Source organism: Neobacillus massiliamazoniensis, from assembly GCF_001048695.1.
Lineage (GTDB): Bacteria > Bacillota > Bacilli > Bacillales > Cytobacillaceae > Neobacillus > Neobacillus massiliamazoniensis.
The window spans coordinates 758,780-782,014 of the sequence record NZ_CVRB01000001.1; the positions used below are offsets into that span (position 1 = coordinate 758,780).

General features: G+C 39.7%; 23 protein-coding genes, 1 tRNA gene and 1 riboswitch. Of the genes, 6 read left to right on the forward strand and 18 right to left on the reverse strand.

Annotated features, from left to right (window positions below):
• Positions 1 to 70 precede the first annotated feature (70 nt).
• Entirely contained in the window at positions 71 to 652 is a 582-nt protein-coding gene (clpP, locus tag BN1082_RS03655) for an ATP-dependent Clp endopeptidase proteolytic subunit ClpP (protein ID WP_090630986.1), read from the reverse strand.
• Between the two features lie 29 nt (positions 653 to 681).
• Complete coding sequence (locus tag BN1082_RS03660; RefSeq protein WP_090630989.1) at positions 682 to 1,365, reverse strand: sigma-70 family RNA polymerase sigma factor; 684 nt, start codon at positions 1,363 to 1,365, stop codon at positions 682 to 684.
• A 276-nt stretch (positions 1,366 to 1,641) separates the two neighbouring features.
• On the opposite strand from BN1082_RS03660, the gene BN1082_RS03665 reads away from it, so the two are divergent.
• Positions 1,642 to 1,715 (forward strand) — tRNA-Pro (locus BN1082_RS03665).
• A gap of 80 nt (positions 1,716 to 1,795) precedes the next feature.
• Here the strand turns inward: BN1082_RS03665 and BN1082_RS03670 are convergent.
• Entirely contained in the window at positions 1,796 to 2,668 is an 873-nt protein-coding gene (locus BN1082_RS03670) for an aminoglycoside 6-adenylyltransferase (protein WP_090630992.1), read from the reverse strand.
• Positions 2,669 to 2,887: 219 nt separating this feature from the next.
• On the opposite strand from BN1082_RS03670, the gene BN1082_RS03675 reads away from it, so the two are divergent.
• A complete protein-coding gene (locus tag BN1082_RS03675) occupies positions 2,888 to 3,187 on the forward strand; it encodes a DUF2642 domain-containing protein (RefSeq protein ID WP_090630995.1) in 300 nt (99 codons plus the stop codon).
• 51 nt (positions 3,188 to 3,238) lie between these two features.
• On the opposite strand, the gene BN1082_RS03680 is transcribed toward BN1082_RS03675, so the two are convergent.
• The 4 genes from BN1082_RS03680 to BN1082_RS03695 form a co-directional block, all read right to left on the reverse strand.
• Positions 3,239 to 4,597 carry an MATE family efflux transporter gene (locus BN1082_RS03680; RefSeq protein ID WP_090630998.1) on the reverse strand — a complete coding sequence of 453 codons (1,359 nt, stop codon included), beginning with the start codon at positions 4,595 to 4,597 and terminating at the stop codon, positions 3,239 to 3,241.
• 205 nt (positions 4,598 to 4,802) lie between these two features.
• A complete protein-coding gene (locus BN1082_RS03685) occupies positions 4,803 to 8,327 on the reverse strand; it encodes a YhaN family protein (protein ID WP_090631001.1) in 3,525 nt (1,174 codons plus the stop codon).
• A complete protein-coding gene (locus BN1082_RS03690) occupies positions 8,327 to 9,598 on the reverse strand; it encodes a metallophosphoesterase family protein (RefSeq protein ID WP_090631005.1) in 1,272 nt (423 codons plus the stop codon). The genes BN1082_RS03685 and BN1082_RS03690 overlap by 1 nt, the downstream gene beginning before the upstream one ends.
• 105 nt (positions 9,599 to 9,703) lie before the next feature.
• Positions 9,704 to 10,129 (reverse strand): MarR family winged helix-turn-helix transcriptional regulator, encoded by a 426-nt coding sequence (locus tag BN1082_RS03695; protein WP_090631008.1) that lies wholly within the window; start codon positions 10,127 to 10,129, stop codon positions 9,704 to 9,706.
• A gap of 124 nt (positions 10,130 to 10,253) precedes the next feature.
• On the opposite strand from BN1082_RS03695, the gene BN1082_RS03700 reads away from it, so the two are divergent.
• From BN1082_RS03700 to BN1082_RS03710, 3 genes are all read left to right on the forward strand, one after another.
• Positions 10,254 to 11,723, forward strand: coding sequence for an MFS transporter (locus tag BN1082_RS03700; protein WP_090633129.1), 1,470 nt, complete (start codon positions 10,254 to 10,256; stop codon positions 11,721 to 11,723).
• Positions 11,724 to 11,780: 57 nt separating this feature from the next.
• Positions 11,781 to 11,975 carry a hypothetical protein gene (locus tag BN1082_RS03705; protein WP_245640343.1) on the forward strand — a complete coding sequence of 65 codons (195 nt, stop codon included), beginning with the start codon at positions 11,781 to 11,783 and terminating at the stop codon, positions 11,973 to 11,975.
• A 65-nt stretch (positions 11,976 to 12,040) separates the two neighbouring features.
• Positions 12,041 to 12,772, forward strand: a complete 732-nt coding sequence (locus BN1082_RS03710; RefSeq protein WP_090631011.1) for a protein-glutamine gamma-glutamyltransferase — start codon at positions 12,041 to 12,043, stop codon at positions 12,770 to 12,772.
• A 121-nt stretch (positions 12,773 to 12,893) separates the two neighbouring features.
• Here BN1082_RS03710 and BN1082_RS03715 read toward each other — a convergent pair whose 3' ends face one another.
• A complete protein-coding gene (locus BN1082_RS03715; protein ID WP_090631014.1) occupies positions 12,894 to 13,715 on the reverse strand; it encodes a hypothetical protein in 822 nt (273 codons plus the stop codon).
• A gap of 167 nt (positions 13,716 to 13,882) precedes the next feature.
• On the opposite strand from BN1082_RS03715, the gene BN1082_RS03720 reads away from it, so the two are divergent.
• Entirely contained in the window at positions 13,883 to 15,103 is a 1,221-nt protein-coding gene (locus BN1082_RS03720; protein ID WP_090631017.1) for an MFS transporter, read from the forward strand.
• A gap of 61 nt (positions 15,104 to 15,164) precedes the next feature.
• Here the strand turns inward: BN1082_RS03720 and BN1082_RS03725 are convergent, their stop codons facing one another.
• The 10 genes from BN1082_RS03725 to BN1082_RS03770 all read right to left on the reverse strand — a co-directional run bounded on the left by BN1082_RS03725 (position 15,165) and on the right by BN1082_RS03770 (position 23,085).
• The gene (locus BN1082_RS03725) at positions 15,165 to 16,136 is read right to left on the reverse strand and encodes an ABC transporter substrate-binding protein (RefSeq protein ID WP_090633133.1); all 972 of its coding nucleotides are present in this window, start codon (positions 16,134 to 16,136) and stop codon (positions 15,165 to 15,167) included.
• A gap of 36 nt (positions 16,137 to 16,172) precedes the next feature.
• Positions 16,173 to 16,940, reverse strand: coding sequence for an ABC transporter permease (locus tag BN1082_RS03730; protein ID WP_090631020.1), 768 nt, complete (start codon positions 16,938 to 16,940; stop codon positions 16,173 to 16,175).
• Entirely contained in the window at positions 16,930 to 17,697 is a 768-nt protein-coding gene (locus BN1082_RS03735; protein WP_245640301.1) for an ABC transporter ATP-binding protein, read from the reverse strand. The genes BN1082_RS03730 and BN1082_RS03735 overlap by 11 nt, the downstream gene beginning before the upstream one ends.
• Complete coding sequence (gene tenA, locus BN1082_RS03740) at positions 17,672 to 18,343, reverse strand: thiaminase II (protein WP_090631026.1); 672 nt, start codon at positions 18,341 to 18,343, stop codon at positions 17,672 to 17,674. The genes BN1082_RS03735 and tenA overlap by 26 nt, the downstream gene beginning before the upstream one ends.
• Positions 18,343 to 19,629: an acetylornithine deacetylase gene (locus tag BN1082_RS03745; RefSeq protein WP_090631028.1), complete on the reverse strand. Its 1,287-nt coding sequence runs from the start codon at positions 19,627 to 19,629 to the stop codon at positions 18,343 to 18,345. The genes tenA and BN1082_RS03745 overlap by 1 nt, the downstream gene beginning before the upstream one ends.
• A gap of 103 nt (positions 19,630 to 19,732) precedes the next feature.
• The gene (gene thiW, locus BN1082_RS03750; protein WP_090631031.1) at positions 19,733 to 20,224 is read right to left on the reverse strand and encodes an energy coupling factor transporter S component ThiW; all 492 of its coding nucleotides are present in this window, start codon (positions 20,222 to 20,224) and stop codon (positions 19,733 to 19,735) included.
• A gap of 3 nt (positions 20,225 to 20,227) precedes the next feature.
• Complete coding sequence (gene thiE / locus BN1082_RS03755) at positions 20,228 to 20,872, reverse strand: thiamine phosphate synthase (RefSeq protein WP_090631034.1); 645 nt, start codon at positions 20,870 to 20,872, stop codon at positions 20,228 to 20,230.
• A complete protein-coding gene (gene thiD, locus BN1082_RS03760; protein ID WP_090631037.1) occupies positions 20,869 to 21,678 on the reverse strand; it encodes a bifunctional hydroxymethylpyrimidine kinase/phosphomethylpyrimidine kinase in 810 nt (269 codons plus the stop codon). Before thiD ends, thiE begins: the two co-directional genes overlap by 4 nt.
• Positions 21,679 to 21,680: 2 nt before the next feature.
• Entirely contained in the window at positions 21,681 to 22,487 is an 807-nt protein-coding gene (gene thiM / locus BN1082_RS03765; RefSeq protein ID WP_090631041.1) for a hydroxyethylthiazole kinase, read from the reverse strand.
• Between the two features lie 71 nt (positions 22,488 to 22,558).
• Positions 22,559 to 22,668, reverse strand: a riboswitch (TPP riboswitch).
• Positions 22,669 to 22,839: 171 nt separating this feature from the next.
• Positions 22,840 to 23,085 carry a glutaredoxin family protein gene (locus BN1082_RS03770; RefSeq protein ID WP_090631044.1) on the reverse strand — a complete coding sequence of 82 codons (246 nt, stop codon included), beginning with the start codon at positions 23,083 to 23,085 and terminating at the stop codon, positions 22,840 to 22,842.
• Between the last annotated feature and the right edge of the window lie 150 nt (positions 23,086 to 23,235).

A 23,235-nucleotide genomic window follows, 5' to 3' on the forward strand; every position in this document is an offset into this window, starting at 1 on the left:
TTTTGTTTTTCATTAAAAAATTACCGACAAACAAAAAGACCATGCCGCAATAATCGACATGGCCTCGCTATTATTTTGGATAAAGAATCTCATCAATAATCCCGTATTCTTTCGCTTCTTCAGCACTCATAAAATAATCTCGATCGGTATCCTTCGCGACTTTTTCAATCGGCTGTCCAGTACGCTCCGAAATAATTTGATTGATATGCTCTCTTAGCTTAAGGATTCTACGGGCTGATATTTCGATTTCAGTAGCCTGCCCTCTTGCTCCGCCTAGTGGTTGATGGATCATAATTTCACTATTTGGCAGGGCGTAACGTTTTCCCTTTGTCCCCGCGAGCAGTAGCATGGCCCCAAAAGATGCTGCCATGCCTGTGCAAATCGTCCTAACATCAGACTTAATGTATTGCATCGTATCAAAGATGGAAAATCCCGCTGAAGTTGACCCTCCTGGACTGTTGATATAGAGGGAAATCTCTTTTTCCGGTGCATCTGCCGCTAAAAATAACAACTGAGCAACGACGCTGTTGGCGACTTGATCGTTTATTTCATCGCCAATGATAATAATTCTGTCCTTTAGCAGGCGTGAATAAATATCATAAGAACGTTCACCGCGATTGCTTTGTTCAATCACATAGGGAATGGTGCTCATTCAATAATCCTCCTTGAAAGCTTAATTGGCTATGCGGCCATACAGAGAGTGCTTGAAGGAGAATAAGTTTTTGAAACGAGCTTAGGAACTTCGATAACACTTTTTATCGATGGAATTGATTCAATCAGGACGGTTGGATCTTGATTTTTCAATGCTTCATAAAAAAGCTCTGAAAGCTGCTCTCGCTCTTCTTCATCCCAAAATGAAGCAACAGACAAGGCTTCTTTTTCCAGTCTTTTTTTCGCGCGATGCAGATTTGCCTTCACAGCTACTTCAGTTGTATCTAAAATAGCTGCGATTTCCTTCGTTTTATATTGAAATGCCTCTTTCAGCAAAAAGATAACAGCCTGCTTTGGTGTAAATTGCTTTAGTAGTAATTCAACAGAATTTGCAATATCATCTGCTTGATTCATTAATTCCTGGGGTGCAGGATCGGATTCAATCGATTCATTTTTTCTTTTTCGAAGAAGGTCCACCCAATGATGATAGGCAATCTTATTTAACAAAGCACTAGTCATCTTTTGCTGAGGAGGGGAATACTTTAATGCCTTCAGAAAGGTCTCCTGAGCGATGTCGTCTCCATCCCAAGGATTTTGGGTAAGAAAGTGACAATATCGCTGAAGCTTTGGATAATATTCCTTCCAAAATTCGTGTGCACCCTTCTCTTCCTCCTGGGGGTTTTCCAAGTTGTATGGACTTAGCTTGTTTGACATCTTTTTCACTCCTTTGCACTCTCTACCTTATAAACGTTTTAGAGGTAATAAAAAGATACGGGGTCAATAAATTTTTTTGGTTTTTCGATATTATATGTATTTTAATTGTTTTGTCATTCTCCAAACAGTATATCCCTTCTAGAACATTTAATAGATGTTACACCACAATCACAGCAAAAGTGGAAATTTTTTAAAAATAAAGGTAAAATCCCTATTAATACAGTTGTAGGTAATTGTAAATTTTTATATATTGTTGAACAAGAAAGCTGTTTTATCCGGGAAGTAGCTCAGCTTGGTAGAGCACCAGTATGGGGTACTGGGGGTCGCAGGTTCAAGTCCTGTCTTTCCGATTATTTATATGGTTTCAAAAGCAACGCTCGGTTGCTTTCTTTTTTAATTGGCTATTAAAAACGAGGTAAGCTGACGAAAATTAATAAATTTCTTTTGCATCGTTTGGCAGGTATTTTATATGTATGAGAAAATCAGTAACATTTTTGTCGTCTTCAAACGGATATTCTAATTCAAAATGTCTTGCTACTCTAAGGGCTATTTTTCGAAACAAATCAATCATGTTAAAAAGCGCATTCCAGATGTTTTCAAACTTTCCATCTGAATAGGTTGCAACAAACGCATTCCATTCGTCTTCCTCAAGAAATTCTTGAAGGTACTTTCCGAATTTCCCCGCACTTTTTGTGAAATTTGTTTTTATGCCGACATCCCATTCGATCATTTGAATGAGTACGTTTCGATTTATTTGTTCGTACATAAACATAGCGTATGTTAGTTCTTCACGCCAAAGCCCTTTACTAATATTCATACAAATCCACCAAAATTCATTACACAAATCCTGAAATTCCTTTTCGGATGGCCTCTTGATTAAGTAATCTTTATCGCTTGAAGCAGGAAGCTTACTAATTAAACTGTCTTTATCTAAAAGCAATTGGGTAAGGCTATCCTCTTTCATCAATTCATCCATTTTTTCGAACGGAATCAAAGTAAGGTCAATCCGGTTCCCATCCTTAAACCACATAAGATAGACAAAATGGCCGTTTTTTTCGGCAGGTGGCAGCTCTTTATCCTCCGGCATCTGCATCATGATTCGCGCCCCAAAATGATCAACCCAGCTATGATCCGTAGTAAATGATGCTATATCCCTAACTATATAGACAATATCGTAATCTTGAAAAATATCTTTTTTGACATTTGGATTTGCTCGGGAACCATTTAGTAATACAGCTCGGATCCGCTCGTCGTTTTTAGCGGTATTTAGGATTAAATCAAACATTTCTGTTTCCGTTCTCATGGTCGATACCCCCATTTTTCGTGTTTAAGATTTGCAAGATCTACAAAAATATTATACCAACTATTTGATTTAACCCTGTACATTTTTTGGAATGTTCTGCTTTTATTATTTTGCTTACGTCCTCTTGTTGAACTGTGATAGGAATCTAAAAAAATTTAATTCGCCCATGACAATATTTTAATTATTGCATTTACTGTAGGTGAAAGGAGGAAGATGAAAATGTCAGAAAAAATACATGAAAGAACCTTTCATCAAATTGCCCATGAACTATTAAAAAAAGAAGTTGAGGTTATTACGGTTCAAGGAAATTTTAATGGAAGACTTATCGAAGTGGGCAGAGATATCATTATCGTGGAGAGTAGAGGCAGAATACGCCATGTTAATTTGATTATAAGAATCGACAAAATAGTAGCAATTTTCCGATCGGCGCCTATGCCAAGGGGCCCATTTGGGTTTAACCCGGGTGATGATGGTATGGAGCATGAAGAACACGAAAGCAGCAATAGTGAACGAAGATAGGATGGCGAAACAAAACCCAAAGTTGACTCGAACTTTGGGTTTTGTGTGGTATCAGGCACCATTTTCTACGAATTTTCTTTTTTGAATATAGATGAGCCTTGCTGATAAGGCGATTCCTGCTGCAAGTAAGCCGACGGTAAGTCCAATCCAGTATCCTATTACTCCAAGACTAGTATTATTGGCTAGTAAATATCCAACAGGAAGACAAATCACCCAGTAGGCCACTAATGTCATGATAAAGGCGAGATTTACATCTTTGTAACCTCTTAATGCGGCTTGCGCCGTTGCCTGAATGGCATCTGAAATATGGAAAAACAAAGCAAATATTAAAAAGTTTGCAGTCATGTTAATGACAGCCGCTTCATTTGAATAAAATCCAGCAACTTGATTTCGGAATACTACAACGAATACCCCGATAACAAGAGCAATTAGCACAGCCAGAACAATTCCTAACCAGCTATATTGTCTTGCATCTTTATAACGCTTTCCTCCCACTTCATATCCGACTAGTACTGTTTGAGCCATCGAAATACTAATTGGTATCATATAGAGAAAAGTAACAATGTTTAACGCCGATTGATAGGCCGCAATGGTTGTAACACTATACTTGCTGATTAAAATAGTTACAACCGCAAACATACTCGTTTCAAAGAATGTAGAGAGTCCCATTGGAACACCAATTTTTAAAATTTCTTTACATTTTCCAAACGAAAATTCTTGTAAATTGGCAAACACCGAAAATGAAGAAAATGGTTGTTGTGTTTTCACAATAATGAAAGTCATGACAACAATTACCCAATAAGTGATGGACGTTGCATATCCAGCCCCTGCTCCACCAAGCTCCGGAAATCCCCAATTCCCGAAAATCAATACATAGTTCAAAAATAGATTAATAGGTAGCGACAAAATCATGATGATCATCACAACACGGGTTCTGCCTAAGGCATAAATAAACGACCGCAGAACGTTAAAAGCAAAAAGCGGGAGAATTCCAAAGCTTAAACCAACAAGATAATGATAGGCTGTCTGGTGAACACTATTCGGGAGATTCATTTTAATTAATAAAGGTTCCAGACAGAAGAATCCTACAATAATAATAATAAGCGTTATAAAGAATGATATATATATTCCATGCTTCACAACAGAAGCTACTTCACTACTCTTTTTTTCACCTAAGCGCTGCGCTACAATCGGCGAGACGGCAAGCAGAATTCCGCTCAATCCTGTAAAAATCGGACTCCAAATCGAAGACCCAATCGCAACTCCTGCCAAAGCGGAAGATTGATATTTTCCTGACATTATCGTATTGAAAAACACCATCGAAAACATACCAAGCTGTGTAATTAAAATAGGAATCAGCAAAACAAAAATTCTTTTAGTCTTTTCCTTTATCGTAAAAGTCTGTTCCATGAAGAGTACCCCTAGAAAAAATTTAAAATATTAACAGAAACTCAATTATACACCAAATTTTGTATAGTGACCATCGAAGGGTGTCAGGCACCACTTTGTGGTGCCTGACACCCTTCGTATACAAAACGCCCAAAATATCCACCTCAGGCGGACACTCGGGCAAGAAAAAAACCGGATGGCAGTTCCATCCGGTATTTGTAATCCTTTAAACATTTAACGGAACATTACTATTAATTTCGGTTATCTGATAGGTAGAATCTGTAGCTATTTCCTTCATGATTTCCACTAATCGTGCATGGTGAGTAAAGAAGATTATTTGAGTCTGTTTTGATAATTCTAGTAAAATCTTGAGTGTTTCTTTAGAACGTGTATCGTCGAAGTGCACCAAAATATCATCAACGATTAATGGAATCGGCTCATTTTCATTTGCGTATCTTTCAATGCTAGCAATCCGAAGTGATAAATAGAGTTGGTCGGTTGTACCGTCACTCATCCCATTAATAGAAACCTTATCACCATGATCTCGGACTCCCATTAAGACGGGCTGATCTTTTTCATCATAATCGACGGATAGCCCAGCAAAAGATTGCAGTGTTAATCTTGAAAAAATCTCACTTGCCCGGCGAAGGATTGGGTCCTGATTTTGATTCCGATAATGCTCAATCCCTTTTTGCAAAAGTGCAGTTGCGAGCTTGACCTGAATATATTGTTCAGTTAAATTCGAAAGCTGTGCTAATAGGCTTTCTTTCTTTTGCTCACCCAAAACAGAGGCCGTATTGTTTCCGAGGATTTTTTCTTCATATTCTTTTTTCACAACCCCATGTTCTTGTTCAAGCTGAGAACGTTGCGGTTCCAAATCCTCTAGCTTACGTTTAATTTCTTCTAAATCCAATTCAATACTATCATGCTCAATTTGCTTGGCTTCTTCCATAATATCTTGGAGAGATCGTCCGTTTCCGTGAGTTAGCAGGTCTTCCTCAATTTCTATTATTTTGCTTTCATATTCTTTCTTCGTTTGAACATTTCTTTCAATCTGTTCTAATTCTACAATCGAATCACATTGAGCAAGCTTGAACAGGCCGTTAAGGGTTTCTTCAGCTTCATTCCATTCACTAACAGCTTTTTTAATTCTTGCTTTAAGATTTTCACACTGTTCACTTAATGAAGTGAATAAATCATTGTCTCGTGTGGCCTGTTGTAAATCAGCATTCAGTCGATTTACAACCAAATCGAAATGTTGTTCATCATATTGAACGGGTGCTACTTGAAGTAATTCTTTTACCCGATTTTCAAAATAGGAGATTTGTTCTCTAAGCGATATTTGTTCGTTCACTACCTTTTGTAATTCGTCATACGCCTTAATTGTTTCCTCATATTTATTTAGTAAACTTTCAGCAACAGTTGGGCGGGTTGTTTCTGAAATATGGGTGCCCTCAATCGCTTTTGCCCACTCGAACTCCCAACGGTTCATTTTTTCTTTGATTTCTGTTTTCACTGTCGTTAAGTTTTCCATTTTGCGCTTAATTTCTTTAAAACCATCCTGAAGATTATTTTGATTATTGATATCTCCATTAATTTTCTTTTGGTACCTTTCAGCAATCATTAACAATTCATCTAGTGATTGATTGTCTTTTGCTACTACAAATTTAGACATAACGTTCATTAAAGCTTGCTTCATATGAAGCTTCTTTTCAAAGCTACTCTGAAGAGTTGATTCATCATTCTTCAGATTTTGGACCAATTCTTTCAATTGAGTATGCTTTTCTAACCATTCTCGCATCTCTTCCGGTGACAATGGATTAATTCCTGCAGGTCTCCAAAGAGCTTTCCACTTCTCTTCCCACTTATCTAACTCTTCTTCAGTGACTAATTCTACTGATTCTAAATCAGCAATATTCTTTTTAAACTTTTCTATGTCGGTTAAAAGCTTATTCTTGATTCCGACCTTCTCCGCTTCGATTCTCATCTTATCGGCAACATGGTCAGCATTTCGGACACTATCTTCATAAACAGTTTCAATAGCTTGTCCTTTTGTAAAAGCTTCTGCTTGTTCATCCAAGCTTCCTTCCTGAAGCTTTGTCCGAATCAGCTTCCAGCCTTTGTCACGATGTTCCCGTACACGCTGTAAGTTGTCGTCTGACGGAATTTCAGCCAGTTCCTCCAGCTCAGCGATTCGCTCATAATGTTTTTCAATTTCATCTTTTTGAAATTTTATTTGTTTTTGTGTCGTTTGTAAGCTGTTTAAAAAGTCAATCCGTTCCTTTTCAAATTTCTTTACGGTTTCCATTAATCTAGGGATTTGCAGTTCAACTAACTCCTGGTACGTTCCTGTCCATAAAGGTAAATGTCTCATCTTTTCGTTTATTTGATTTTTCTTTTCTTCAATTTGTATTTCTAGCTTCTGGATATTTCCCTCAATATCGCCCGCACGCTTTACGATATCAATGACATTCTCGAGTTCATGAATATCTGGAAGATCAGTAATTTTAGCTAATTCCTCCTGTTTCAGTTGAAGTTCATCGTCAAGTGCTCTTAAAGCACTTTTATTATTTTCAAATTTTTGTTCAAGTAATGGTTGGTCTTTACAAAGGGCGCGAATCGTTTCCTTTTTCTCTGCTGACAAACGAAATAAATCAATGTTATCTAATCCAGCTTGAAGAGAATCAATTTCTTTCATGAATGACAGGACTCGTTCTTCAAGGAGCTTGTATTCCCCTTGGATTAATGGGAGCTTTTTAAGATTATCTTGATAATTTTTTAGGTCAAGATAAAGATCGTTAATTAAGGAAGCTTGTTCAATCAAACCTTCCGGAATCTTGATTTTCATTAATTTGTCTTCAAGTTCGACTAAGTCTTGTTTCGCCCTCTGCTTGTAATTTTGGGCATTGTTTTGTTTGGATTGTGCAGCCTCCCGAAGCCCTTCTAGATTTTCAGGTACATTGGGAACTTCACCAAGCTCTACAAGCTTTTTCGTTACTTCCCTGAGCTTTGCCATTTTCGGTAGTGCTTCCTTTATCCGTTTCAGCTTTTCCTGTTCGCTTCTTAATGCCTTGATTTGTTGATGAATGTCTTCGATCTTTTTTTTACTTTCGGTAAAAGTTCTTTCAAGGTCTTTCCATGCTTGAATTTTTAATTGGCAATTGGCAATATCTTTCGCTAGTTCTTTTTCCTCTTTAAGTAGTTTATTTAGCCTTGGTGTTTGAGCTTTCTTTTTATAAATTTCACCTGATTTTTTCTCTAAATCCTCAAATACCTTGCGAAGCATGCTAATGCCAGAGGCAGCGGAAAATAGGCTTTCCCCTAAATTACCACCGCTTTGCAGCAAGCTGTCGCCGCCTTCACGAAGTCGGACATGGTCTAGGGCAAACATATTTAAAAAATGCTCTTTCGTGATGCCATTTAAAAATTCGTTCACCAACTCTTCGTTCAGAGGCTTTTCATTGCCATCAAGCACCGTGTTTTTATTCCCTTTCCGCCGTGCGAAAAAGAGTTCTTGACCATTCGCTTTTTTAAGTAGACCTTCAATACGGAGTTTTGTATTACTATGGAGAAAAGCATCATTTGTTTGAACTGGGAATCCGTATAAAAAATGAGTTATGGAACGTAAGGTCGTACTCTTTCCTGCTTCGTTTGGTCCGTAAATTAAATGAAAGTTTTTGGACGGATCAAATAATAGCTCATAATCGGTAAAATGGCCAAACGCTCGAATATTCAAGTGATCAAATCTCATTATGCATTCACCTCCGTTTTGGTTAAATAATAAAGAATTAAGTCCTCGACATCCGCTAAACGTTTTTTAATTAATTCCGTATCGTTAAAATTAAAGCCTTCTGCTGCGTTTCGTAATTCATATGGCAGGGCTTGTTGAATATCCTGAAATTCAGAAAGCAATTCCTGCAATATTTCATCATTTTCGGCAACATCCTTGATATAATCTAAAATGACAGCAACCGGTGTGTGCTGGGCCTTTAATTCTTCAATATTGATCAGGCGGGAGGTTTCCATTTTGATTTTTTCAACCCAAATATCACCGAGCCCAATCTCTAACGCTAGCGATCTTATATTATTGATTAAATGATCTTTATCAACAATCAGTTCCTGGTGGATTTTCGTTGTCCCGTAGATACGAAATCTTACCGCTAAAAATCGGCCTTGGACTTCTTGATATTTCTTTTCTAACAATTCACGGGCTTCATCGAGTAAATTATCAACGCTTTCGCTCCTGCTTGCATCCAATTCACATAGCTCCCACCGCAATACATCAAGTGATAGGTGGATTAAAGAATGGATCGCACCGTCCTCCACCGTGATAAGCGTACAGCCTTTATCGCCTGATTCTTTAATATGCCTGCCTTGGATGTTTCCAGGGAATAAAATGACAGGTTCGGCTTCATGTAGCAGCTCGCGTTTGTGGATATGGCCTAATGCCCAGTAGTCATACCCCTTTTCCTTCATATCATCAATCGAGCATGGCGCATACGTTTCATGTCCTTCCCGGCCATTGGCGCTCGTGTGGAGGATCCCGATATTAAAATAACCCTCTTTTCGTGACGGATAGTTTTTCACAAGATTTTCTTCGACTGATCGGGAGGCAAACCCTTGTCCATGTATCGCTACACCGAGGTCGTCGAGGGTATGGGTTTCTGCATGTTTAGTAGAGAACTCGGTCACATTATCAGGAAGCTTTAATTCCTTTGATATTAAACTAGCAGCATCGTGATTCCCACGGATAAGGAACACTTGAATATTTTCCTTTTGTAGGCGGACCATTTGGCTGGCGAAAAATAATCCGGTATTGTAATCCTTCCAGTCCCCATCATATAAATCTCCGGCAATAATAATGAAGGAAACTCGATTTTCGATCGCGGTATCTATTAAATTCTTAAACGCATCCCGGGTTGCACTGCGGATTTTATCCACTGGCGCCCCCTCATATTGCTCCAAACCCGTTAACGGACTATCTAAATGAATATCCGCAGCATGAATAAACGAAAAAGACAAGCTGATCCCTCCTAAATTCTTTTATATAGTAATCATTCTATATCAATAAACAAAACACCTGTTCTGTTCACAAATGTTTAACAATTTTTTTAAAATGGTTTTTAGCTATATTTCCCCGCCATCTACATTTAATTTTTTCAGCAAAGAGATTAATTGCTCTTGTTCTCCTTGTGTGAGTTGCCGGGTGAGCTGATTGTTAACAGATTCCAATATCCCCAGCAGGATTGGATGGAAATCCACTCCTTTTTGTGTTGGATAAAGACGATAAGAACGGCGATCGTTTTCAGCTATTTTACGCACGATGTATCCTGTATTTTCAAGATGCTTTACCGCCCGCGCCGTTGTAGCTTTATCGAATTTCAATTCAGTCGTCAATTGATCTTGATTAATTCCCGGGCGATTCAAGATTTCAATCAAAAAGCTAGACTGTCCACCGCCGCTTAATTGATATGGTTTTAGTTCTTTGGTTAAGTTTTTTTGAATCTGACGGTTCATACAAGATAGCAATTTGGCAATCGGTTTTCTATCCATATCCATGGCTCCTTTTTATCGGTCCTAAAAAAATTTTAATCAATAATAGTTGCGCGTGCAACAAAATTCGATTAGACTGTTCCTAGCAGAATAGTTGCACCCGCAACTATTAACATTAAATGAGGTGTTACTCTTGAATTCTCAAGCAAAAACGTACCAAGAAGACCCCTATGTTCAGCAAAAACGCTGGACTATTTTGGTCATTCTCAATTTGTTTGTTTTTATGTCCACACTTGATTCGAGTATTGTGAATATTGCCCTTCCTGAAATATCCAAATATCTCCATTTACCGATTGCAAAAACAGAATGGGTGGTCAGCAGCTACTTAATTGCTATTTGTACACTTATTTTGTTTTTTGGTAAATTAGGAGATATGTTTGGTAAAATAAAAATTTTTAAAATCGGAACGGTCATTTTTTTGATTGGTTCTCTTTTATGTGGATTTAGTACTTCCTTGTCATGGCTTGTTCTTTTTCGAATTGTTCAAGCTCTTGGTGCTTCCATGACCATGGCCAACAGTCAAGGAATTGTAACCGATATTTTCCCTGCTCATGAGCGTGGAAAAGCACTTGGGCTTGTCGGGACCTTTGTTTCTCTCGGAGCCATTGCCGGGCCGAGTCTTGGTGGCCTACTAGTTTCCGCTTTCGGTTGGAATTATATCTTTTGGGTCAATGTCCCTATCGGGCTCATTGCCATCGCCTTTGCTTGGAGAATATTGCCGAAGGATCTCACCTTTTTACATGTAAAGTTCGACATTGCTGGAAGTCTATTATTCTCAATCTCTGTCATCTCATTGTTTTCAGGGCTCTTGCTGGGACAACAAGTTGGCTACAGTGATATCCGAATTCTGTCCGCTTTTGCGCTAGCTCTCATTTGTTTTATCGTATTTTTGCGGGTAGAATCACAAAAATCAGAACCAATGCTGCATCTTTCGTTATTCAAAAATCCATTGTTTTCGTTAAGTATTTTGGTTGGTTTTCTCGTGTTTGTAGCGAATTTCTGTTTTAATATTATCGCTCCATTTTATACCCAAGATATTTTGCACCTTTCGCCTCTAAGTGCGGGATTTCTCCTTATGCTATTTCCGATCACCATGGCGATTGTTGCCCCATTAAGCGGAGCATTATCAGATAAAATCGGTCAAGAATTATTAACATTTATTGGTTTACTCGTGATGGTCCTGGCACAATTTGGACTTGCTACGCTTCATGACGGAAGTTCGATTACCTTTGTAGGAGTTCTCGTCGCCATGCTAGGTTTAGGAAGCGGTCTTTTCCAATCGCCAAATAATTCTTTGGTTATGTCAACCGCCCCAAGATCAATGCTGGGAGTTGTCGGGAGTGTTAATTCTCTTGTTCGAAATGTCGGGATGGTAGTAGGAATTTCCGTTGCTACAACCACTTTGTTCGGAGTCATGAGTGCAAAAGCCGGCTATCGGGTAACTGGGCTTATCCCTAATCGCCCTGATATTTTTCTAGACGGTATGCATGTTGTTTTCATTGGCTCAGCATCCATTTGTTTAGTCTGTGCTTTTTTAACCGGATGGAGGTTACTGAAGTCACGAGTCTCCCGTGATCGCGAAATATTGAGATAGTAATAGGTTTTCATTATCGACTGCACCTCTTTTGGAGGTGCTTTTGTTTTTTTGGCTGTGTTAAATCACATTGTTGATTTTGCCAATATGTTGATTGGAGCGGAAGGCGCGAGACTCCTGCGGGATAAACGGATCAAGGGAGACCCCGCAGGCGCTTGCGCCGAGGAGGCTCCCGAACCGCCCGCGGAAAGCGAGCGCCTGGAGTGGAAATCAACAAACAAGTTTAACAGAGCTTTTTTTAAAAATACATAAATATTCAATTTCAATGTTTCATATTTTTTTAAGAGGAGTTGATTTTCCCACACAGGAGGAAAAAAATGATATTGATTAATGGTCAAACTGTTGAGCCAGATAAACTTTTTCAAGAGATGTCAAATAAAGAAGAGAAAGCCATCATTAAACAAAAGGCAGCCTATCAGAAAAACTATCATTACCTTACAGTTAATCAATTAAAATTTGAACTTACTTTTAGAATGAATACCATGAAGGCAGCAAGAGAACTTAATGATAGCGGTGCAAAGTTTACGACGTTTGCTTATGCCTTCTGTAATAAAGAGTATTGGGACCGTTTGAGTAATGGGGGCTTTCTTTTAAAAAAGGATAGTACTCCTTCAGCTGCCATTCTTGACATCCTTAAAAATGGCACCTTATATGCATTTGAATGCTCCACTGCGATTGCTATTGTCCTCTATATTGCGACCCTTTATTCCATTGGGAGTAAAAAGTTTGACCATCTGTTTGCCAACCTCTATTTAATGGACTGGCAATTTGATGAAGACCTGCCTGTACATCAAAAGTATGGGGATGATTTTTTACCAGGCGATGTCCTTCATTTCAATAATCCTGATTTTGACCCAAAACAACCGCATTGGAGAGCAGAAAATGTCATCTACTTTGGAGACGACCAATACTACGGCCACGGAGTAGGCATCCGAACCGCCAACACTATCATTGACTTCCTAAACAAAAAAAGAAAACCCGACTCCAAAAACTCAGCCTACCTCATGAACCTCATAACCAGACCGGAATACCAATCACTCCAATACTGATGTTGTCAGGCACCTAGTTTACATAACTCATATTGTCAGGCACCGTCCGTGGATAAATGTACGTGTGGAGTGGACATAGTTTGAATTCAGTGTAAAACAAATGGGACCTTGTAGGCCCCATTTACTTTTTGATTATTTTGGATGGATTGTTGATTTTATATAGCACAGGAACATCGACGAGAAATTCTTCCTCAACGTCTTTTCCCTTTGCTAGCTTCTTGGCTACGACTTTTCCGTCGAATTCCAAGGATTCTCCTGGTGCGAGTTCGAGCTTTTTCAAAGTTTTGCTGTGGCTGCACCAAGCTAGACCAAGATCAATTGGATTCTCCTGCGCAATTTGAACATTTTCAAGAACAACCACTTCGTCATTTTCCTCGTTAAAAGCATTATAAGTAAGTGCAAACTGTTTGACACTTGCTGTAAAATGCACTTTATCCGCAGGAAGTTCAAGTTTTGCCGCTTTTTCTTTCTTTGGTTTTGATTCTTTTGATCGGACAGGTTTTTCGTCCGCTTTCTTATCGCTGGACGGCTCCGTTTTCGTTTCCACTTCTGTTACTTCGTTAGCCTTTGAATGCTCCTCAACTGCAGTGGAGTCGGTACCGTTCCCTACTTCCTCTACCCCAATCAAGCTTTCCTTTCCAAAGCTTGATTGCTGCATTTCTTTTAAATAAGCGGGATGAATGCAACTTAATTTTCCATCGTGAAATTCAATCACAACAGTGTTAAATTGATCAGTTTTGCCGTAGGTTTCATATCCTTTAATTGTAACAAGGAGCTGGTTGGATCGATCCTTGTACCAAAATTCCTTTTTAGCTGAAGATAACCCCCATTCCTTCAGCTTCTCCTTAAAATGATTTTCATCACGAAAGGTTTCGTAATCTCCTTGTGGAGGAATATATTGCGGTTCATTAATTCCCGTCATATGGGATTGCTTAACGGCCATGTTTTCACGTCCTTCCTTATGTAAGTTATTTAATTATAGCATGTTCCTGCAATGGCATAAAAAGCACCTCTCCCTTCCAATAAATTTTTTAAAATTATTTGGTAATTCGAAGTATTTTGCATGTATAATAACTTTGTATATTAATATGGGGGAAATGGTGAAGACACATGCGTACATATAATGAAAAAATAAGTATCTATCATGGAATGGTGTCTATCATCGCTGTCAACCTTGCAGGCAATTATTTTCCGATTTTCGCCATCTCCATTCTTAATGCTACCAATTATCAGGTTGGCTTAATAAGTTCCCTTCCACCTTTGGTCGCATTAATCATGACAATTCCGACAGCAATTCTATTAAATCGATTAGAACGACAAAAGAAAACAGTTGCTATGTCCGTTTTTGCGGCAAGGGTATTGTTTGTACTTCTAGCTGGGGTGATTTATTTTCAATCTTCCTACCAATCTTGGATTTTTTTAATGATCGTTGCCCTAATGAACGTGCCAGGAACCATCTCAAATATTGGCTGGCAAACACTGATTAGCGGCATGATTTCCGAAGAACGAAGAGGGACATTTTTCAGCGACCGAAATCGGTTATTAACCATTGTTGGAATGATTTCGATGCTACTCATTGGGATTGTGATGAAACAGCAGACAAACAACGCAGCAGCCTATCAGATTTTATTTATCATGGCATTTATTTTTGGACTTCTTGAAGTATTATTTTTAATGAAGCATAAAGAAACGGTTCATCCAAAAACAGATATAGCCCAAAGGAATGCTTTTATGGATTGGTCAATTTTTAAGGATCATGGGTATAGATGGTTCCTGATTGCGGCATTATGTTTTAACTTCACATGGCAGATGGCTTGGGGTCTCTTCAATATTTATAATGTCAGATATGCTCATGCTACTATCCTTTGGATTAGTATTTTTTCCGTCGCCAATCAATTGGTACAGATCTTTTCCTTTCCGTTATGGAAAAAATGGGCCGAGCAAAAATCAAATACCCTCATTTTCTTTTGGGTAGCACTTGGAATGTCGACTGCTCCGATTTTGAATGTACTATCCACCAATCTCTATTATTTAACCGTTGTTTCCATGAGTTCGGGATTTTTTGTTTCAGGTACGACACTACTTTTATTCAACCTTTTGTTAGAGCAATCCCCCGTGGAAAAAAGAACGTATTGCATTACCTCCTATAATGTACTCTTATCGTTTATGGCCTTTATCGCACCACAAATCGGGATATGGCTGTTAGATCAAAACGGAATGCAATCAGCCATGGGAATATCCACTGTCCTAAGATTTTTAAGCTCCTTAGTTTTCTTACTAATGTACGTAAGATTTATGAAAAATAAAAAACTTGAACTATCAAAAAGCTAGGCCGCAGCCTAGCTTTTACTTATGGGTGTCAGGCACGATGGTGCCTGACACCCAATCAATATTAAAGGTTAATAAACGCGTCTTGCGGATTAACGTTTTGGTTTATGACTTTGCTATCTTTTAGCCACTTGGCAACTTTATTCCAGGACTCAGGGTCTTGGTAGCCGAATGGTTTGTCTTTTGCATCCATTAATGGGAGGAGGATTTGTAAGCTTTTTGTTTCGACATCCTTGTCAAGAGGTGACGATTTGTCCTCGTGCTTCATTAATATTGACAGTCCTTCCTCAGGATTGGCGGCCACATACTTTTGGCCCTCCCTAACGGCTGCCATAAACTTCTTATACACATCAGGTTTTTCCTTCAATCCTTTTTCACTGCCCACCATCACTAATTCATAATAATCCGGAACGCCATAGTCAGTAGGATTTAAGGTACGCATTGGGTGACCCTCTTTATCAAGCAATAGCTTCTCGTGATTGATATATCCCCCGATCAAAGCATCGGTTTTTTTCGTTGCCATTGCCGGAATCAAATCCCAGCCCACATCGACCATTTTCACTTTCTGTGGATCACCGCCATCCGTTTTCACCATCGTATTAATAATCGCCTCATCCAGTGGAATAGATGGATAGCCTACCGTTTTTCCAGCTAAATCCTTTGGAGAATGAATTGAACTATCCGCTGGGAACATCAAATGATTAAGTGGATGGCGAACGATTGCGGCAAACGAACGGACTGGAATATTCTCACCGCGGGCCACTAATACCTCCGGTTGATAGCTAAGCGCCATATCAATTTTACCTGCCGCTACAAGTTTAAGCGGGTCATTTGTATCCGCAGGCATTTGAATATTAACATCCAAGCCTTGCTTTTTAAAATAGCCCTTTTCTTGTGCTGTATAAAGAAACGAGTGAACTGCGTTCGGATACCAGTCCAGCATTATATTCACTTTTTGTAGTTTTCCATCTGAACTCGCAGATTTACTTGTTCCCCCATCACACGCAGTTAATAATAGTAAAAATAAACTACTCATTACCAAAAGCCATTTTTTCACTAAAATCCCATCCCTTTATCTCATTCTATATTTTAAAAACTGTTTTTCTATTAAACTTATCAGCAGAAATAACACAATCCCTAATAAAGAAAGCAACAAAATAGCGGCAAACACGGCATCAGCCTGCAAGTTTCCTGACATGCGTCTACTGAAGTACCCCAATCCTTCACTTGCCCCAAGCCATTCCCCTATCGTTGCACCAACAACACAGTATACAACTGACATTTTCAAACCGGAAAAGATCGATGGCAATGCCAGCGGTACCTTTATTTTTTTAAAAATTGTCCAGCGGTTTGCCCCCATCGTAAGCAGCAATTCCTCGTATTCCGATCCCCCCGTTTTTAACCCATCATATGTACTCACAACAATGGGAAAAAAGGCTGTTAAAATCGTAACGGCCACCTTGCTCCAAATTGAATACCCAAACCACATAATAAAAATAGGAGATATTGCAATTAACGGTATCGTTTGGGAGATAACTAGAAACGGATAAAGGACTTTTTCGAGCGTGCGGAAAAAGTGCATTCCCACCCCCAGCAGGAGACCGCCAACAAGCGACAGCCCAAATCCGATCAAAACTTCCTTTAGGGTGGCAGGCAAATGAACCTCAAACAAAAGCTGCCAGTTTTGCAACAGCGAATTCCAAATCGCCGATGGCGCAGGTAATATAAAGGAAGGAATCAGACCTTGTCTTACTACCCATTCCCATATGCTGACAAGGAGAATGGCAACGAGTATAAATAGGCCATAGTCTCCTGTCCATTTTTTCCATTTAACTTTCATGATGAATCAGCCACTCCAGTTCTTTTCTCATTGCCATAAACTCTGGCTGATAGATTAATTCCGAACTTCTTGGTCTTGGAAGGTTCACCCTCATTTCGTGAACGCCCTCATCCTTAAGTAAATAAATCCGGTCGCTTAACAAGATAGCCTCTTCTAAATCATGAGTAATGAACAAAACGGTCTTTTGCAGTTCCCCCCACAGCCCTAATAACCAGCTGTGCATATTCCGCTTCGTTAAAGAATCGAGTGCCCCAAACGGTTCATCTAACAGTAATAGGTCTTTTCCCGTCATGATGGTTCTTAAAAAAGCGGCTCGCTGCCTCATTCCCCCGGATAATTCATGTGGATAAGCTTTTTCATAATCCGCTAACCCAAAACGTGATAACCATTCGCGAATTTCCGCCAGCTTCTGATGCTTGCTTTCTTTTCTCACTTCAAGGGGCAGGACAACATTTTCCAAAACGGTTTTCCAAGGGATCAACAAATCCTTTTGTGGCATATACCCCACTTTACCTAATCTTTGTTCAGTCCTTTCACCCATGATTTGAATTTCCCCATGGTCCGGCTCCAACAATCCAGTGATCAATTTAAAAAGCGTACTCTTCCCAGATCCACTCGGACCAATGACTGAAACAAATTCACCCGGCCTTACATCAATTGATAAGCTATGAAAAATCGATTTTTTTCCATCAAAAGCATATGTTAATTCTTCAACTGAGAGCATTGTTGAATCAGACAGGCCAATCTCCTCCTTCATGGACCATATCCCAAAACATATACTCGAAACGAGAAGTGGTCAGGAAGTGATCCTCTAAAACACTTAACTCCCGCTCTGATTTTCCATCAGTCAATTGATCTAACAAATTAATAAGCCATTCCGCTAAAGAGCCGAATTCATCGGAGGAATACATTTTAATCCATTCTCCATAAAATGGATGGTCACTCGCTCCAGGATATTTTTCCTCCAGCATTTTTCCAATCTCCCAATAACTCCACATACATGGTAGCAGCGCTGAGATTAGTTCCTCTAGTGACCCATTCTGGGCCACATTCAGCATATACCTGGTATAAGCTAAATTGATCGGTGTCGGCTTCGTTTCTTCAAGCTCGAGGCGGGTAATTTCAAACCTAGCAGCATACTGGCGGTGCAGGTCCATTTCCCCATGTAATGTCTCATCTAAAAGCTTTGCAAAAGCTGCCATCGTCTCGAGGTCCCTTGCCTTAACAGTACCGAAGGCAAACAGCTTAGAATAATCGATTAAAAACACGTAGTCCTGTTTCATGTAACGAATGAAGGATTCAACAGCCAAATTGCCAGTACCAATCCCAACGACGAATGGATGCTGATGAGTCTTTTCCCAGATGTCCTTTACTTTTTGAAAAAGCCTTTGAGAAAATTTCATTATTGTTTCTCTCCCTTCCTCGTGTTGCACCAATCGGCAATAAATCCAGCTAAAACCTTTGTAAAATCAAGCAGTTGACGAATCTCAACCTTTTCATCCACAGCATGCGCATCCTCTAATTTTCCCGGACCAAAAGTGGCGGTTGGAATACCAGCGCGTCCAAGCCAGCCTGAATCGTTAACTGAGGTGGACATGCCGATTACCGGCTGATGGGACAACGATTTTTCATAAGATTGGACTAAAGCCTTTGTCCCTGGATGATTCGAGTCAATTTCTAATGAAGGAAAAATTTCGCCACGGTCTTCGATCATCGATTTTCCGCCCCAGACAAATTGTGGTGGATTCTCCTTAAGCCACGGATCCGCTTTTGCAACAGCAGTGATATGCTGTTCGATTTCCTTTATGACATCTTCATAATCTTCATTTGGATAAAAATGAACGGTCACCCAAAGAGCACACCGATCGGCAATAAATGCAGCATGTCTGCCACCTTCAATTACCGCTGGATTAATCGTATTGGTTCCTGGAGGAAAACCCTCATACCTCTTTGTGACAGCCCAATGGCGTTCCAATTCCTGCAGTCCCGCAATAATCTTCATCATTTTTTCAATCGCACTGGCTCCTTTTACCCCGCCACCAGCGTGAATCATCTTCCTCCGAAGTCCATCGTGAAAGGTCTCTCTGCTTTGAATCGTAATCCAACCTGTGATGACCCCACCTTGACCTTGAATATGTAAGTCGCTCGTATCGACAACCACGGCATAGTCAGCTGTGTACCCTCTTTCCACACATGCCTGTGTCCCAGCCTCGCCAACTTCCTCGCCAATGACCGATTGAAATTGCAGATCCCCTCGAAGGGTAACGCCGAGATCTTTTAACAGTTTAATAGCGATTAGGGAAGCCGCTATTCCGCCCTTCATATCGGCTACTCCACGACCATAAATATAGGGATCCTTCATTACAGCTTTAAATGGTGAAAAACTCCATTCTTTATCATCGCCCACTTCAGCAACATCAACATGACCATTTATGATCAAACTATTAAAATTACGAGAGTCGCCTCCGGTTAAGACACCTACTACATTAGGGTCTCCCGGATACACATCCCACTTATCCGTACTAAATCCCAATTCTTCCAAATACTCTTTTATAAATTCCTGCACCTCATTCGTATTGCGGGCTGGAGGACTTACAGTCGGATACGAAATCAGTTTGCTCAATAATTCGATTAGCTCCTTTTCTCGAGCCTCTACTTCTTGTGAAATGATATCAAAATCTACAGCCATTTGCTTTCTCCTCTCGGTTAATTTAGGGAAAAAGAATAAAACGGAGAATTTCGTGGGTCCATCAACTTCAGAGATCTACCCCACTCAATCCCCAAATACTTACTTAGTTTTCGAGAATTATGGCTTTCTTTCTTAAAAAAACAGTAAGAATGACAAAACCTAGCAACGCTCCGGCAAACGAGCTAAAAATAAATAATGGAATAAATCCAAAAAGAGTCGCTTTTTGACCAAGGAAAAGGGTTGCTAACGGATAGCAAAGAATGGCGCCGATGATTCCCGTCCCCACTACCTCACCGATAAAAGCAAAATATATTTTTTTAGTTTTCCAATATAACAGAGAGGCCAACAGTGCTCCGACCATACTTCCCGGAAAAGCAAAAATCGAACCAGTTCCCATCATGTTTCTTAGCAGAGAAACACAAAAAGCCTGAGCTACAGCATAATAAGGACCTAGCAGCACCGCTGAAATGACGTTCAAAAAGTGCTGAACAGGAAATACCTTCGTAAATCCAATCGGAATATAAAACAAATTGCTTGAGATGGTGCCAATTGCAATCATCATTGCGGTCAAGGTTAATTTATATGTTTTGTTCATATTTCACCTTTTACCATCTACACTTATTTTTAAAGCCCTAGTAGCTTCTTTAGGTGACTCCGCATGACTGATCGCCGTTATCACTGAAACACCGTCGGCACCCGCCGCGATAACGGATTGGGCATTTTCACTGTTGATCCCGCCAATGCCGACGATAGGAATGTTAATACCATTTTCCCGTAATGCTTCAATAAGAACCGTCCCTCTAGATGGCTTTGCATCCTCCTTCGTTTTTGTCGGAAAAATAGGTCCAATGCCAAAATAATCAGCACCATCCTTCAGTGCAGATGTTGCCTCATCAAACGTGTGAACGGATACACCAAGAATTTTATCGCCGATTTTTTCACGTACTACGCTAACCGGCTCATCCTCCTGACCAATATGAACACCATCAGCATTAAGTTCGAGTGCCAACTCAATATCATCGTTAACGAGAAAAGGGATTTGATGCTCTTTACACATTCCTTGAAGCTTCTTGGCGAGTGCATATTTTTTAGCCCCGTTTAGAGCACCTTCACCCTTTTCGCGGAATTGAAAAAATGTTATTCCACCCGCAATTGCTTTTTTTAATACTTCAGCAGGTTCCTCCAAGCAATTCGTACTCCCCATAATAAAATAAACTTTTAAAGCCTCTTGTAAATTTGTCATTTTCTAGCCAACTCTCTTTTTCGATAAGCCCAATGGTTGGTTGGACCATGCCCTTGACCGATTTCTAATTGGTCTTCAATCGCTGCCTGAATAAAATCCTTGGCAGTGACAACCGCGTCATAAACGGTTGCCCCCTTTGCCAACTCTGCAGTCAGCGCTGCTGAAAAGGTGCAGCCTGTTCCATGTGTGTTTTTCGTAGGAATTCGCTTACTTGTAAAAGTGTAGAATTCTTTTCCATCGAAAAATAAATCAGCAGATTCAGACGTGTCGTCATCATGACCGCCTTTAATAACGATATTTTTCACCCCGAGGTTAAACAGACTTTTAGCTGCGTCCTTTTTATCCTCAATAGTCCGAATCACAAGCCCAGTCAACACTTCCGCTTCCGGAATGTTCGGCGTAATGACTTTAGCAAGCGGCAGTAAATATTTTTTCAAAGCGGTAACCGCTTCCTCCAGCAGCAAAGGAGCTCCCCCTTTTGCAATCATCACTGGATCGACTACGACATTTTCCCAAGCAAATTTTTGAAGATTTTCCGCAACAACTTGGATGATTTCAGCATTAAAAAGCATTCCTGTTTTTAACGCGTCCGCACCGATATCATCACCGATGGCTTGGATTTGTTTTGCGACTGCTTCTGCTGTCATCGGATACACACCGTGAACTCCTAATGTATTTTGAGCGGTAACCGCCGTCAATGCCGACATCCCAAAAACCTCTAGTTCTTGAAACGTCTTTAAGTCAGCTTGAATCCCTGCTCCTCCGCCGCTGTCAGAACCTGCGATCGTTAAAGCTTTTTTTATCATGGTTACCCTCTCCTGACTGAACTGAACTGATTGATATCTACTTCAGAAACCAGTGATAATTGGTTCAAAAATTCGATTTGGAAGCTGCCAGGACCTTGTTCCGCCGTTTGTTTGACAGCTTTTTCGGCCGCGATTCCATAGTATGTTAAAGCAGCAACGGCAGCCTGAAGTAAATCCTTCTCTACTCCTGCAAAAGCTCCAATGACAGAGGTTAATAAACAGCCGGTGCCTGTCACCTTAGTTAAAATCGGATGTCCGTTAGCCACTACATACGTTGTTTCCCCATCTGTTATGACATCCTCTTTTCCTGTAATAACTACAACGCAATTCATTTTTTGGGCAGCTGTTTTGGCGAGGTCAACGACATTTCCTTTTGTCTCACCTGCATCTACGCCCTTAATTTCCCATTTCTCACCTACGACATTGGCGATTTCGGCAGCATTCCCCCTGATGATGGAGACCTTAACTTCTTTCATGATTCTTTGTGAAGTTTCAGTTCGGTAAAGAGTAGCCCCAGCGCCAACCGGGTCAAAAATGACAGGAACATTATTGTCATTGGCTGATTTTCCAGCTATGATCATAGATTCCACGGTCTGAGAGTTTAACGTCCCAATATTTAAAACTAATGAACTAGCAATCTTAGCCATATCCGCCACTTCTTCAGCTGCGTAAGCCATGACCGGAGAGGCACCTAATGCAAGCAGTCCGTTTGCCGTAAAATTCGTTACTACCACATTTGTGATGTTATGTACTAGCGGATTTCTCTCTCTCACTTTTTGTAAAGTTTCGTGCAGGTTTGTTTTTTCCATTTCAATCTCCCCTTAGATAAAAATAAAAAACCAGATCTAAATTAGACCTGGTTGAGTAAGAAAGGCAATAAAATATCCTTTGACTACTTGCCTACGCTGGTATTATCCAGATCAGGTCCAAAGGGTTAAAAACTTTTAAGTTTTCTCTCAGCCCGGCAATTGGGCACCCCTAGTAGGTATCGCATGTATTAAATTAAGTTCATAATAAACCTATAAAACTACGATGTAAAGAAAAATGTCTTGTTAGAATTTGGAGATTTACATCCATTTAGAAAATTATAGTAATATAGTCTTTTGCAAAAATAAAGAGTGTAAAACCTTTTTAATTTTACACCCTCTTTTTTCGTCAGCCCTAATTTTTCGAGGTCGCTAACTCGATAAGTTCTCTTAATTCATTGGTAAAGCCTTTTACAGCTCGATCGCCAACTACGGTTACAGGAATCCCTAAAAACCCATACTTTTCCACTTCTTCTTGATATTCTGGGTTGGCTAACAGGTCCCTTGTCTCAAATTCGATGCCCTCTTCCGTCAACATCTGTTTGACCAGGGAGCATTCAATACAACCGTCTGCTGTATAGACAATTACTTGCTTATTCATGGTTGATTTCACTCCAATTTATTAATAAATATTCTCCATATACAAAATATCATAGATGTTCACAATTCCAAACAATAATGCTCTTGGCTTCATTAATTCACTTCAAGTTTTCACATAAAATAATGTACCGATATTTGATGACCATTTTAA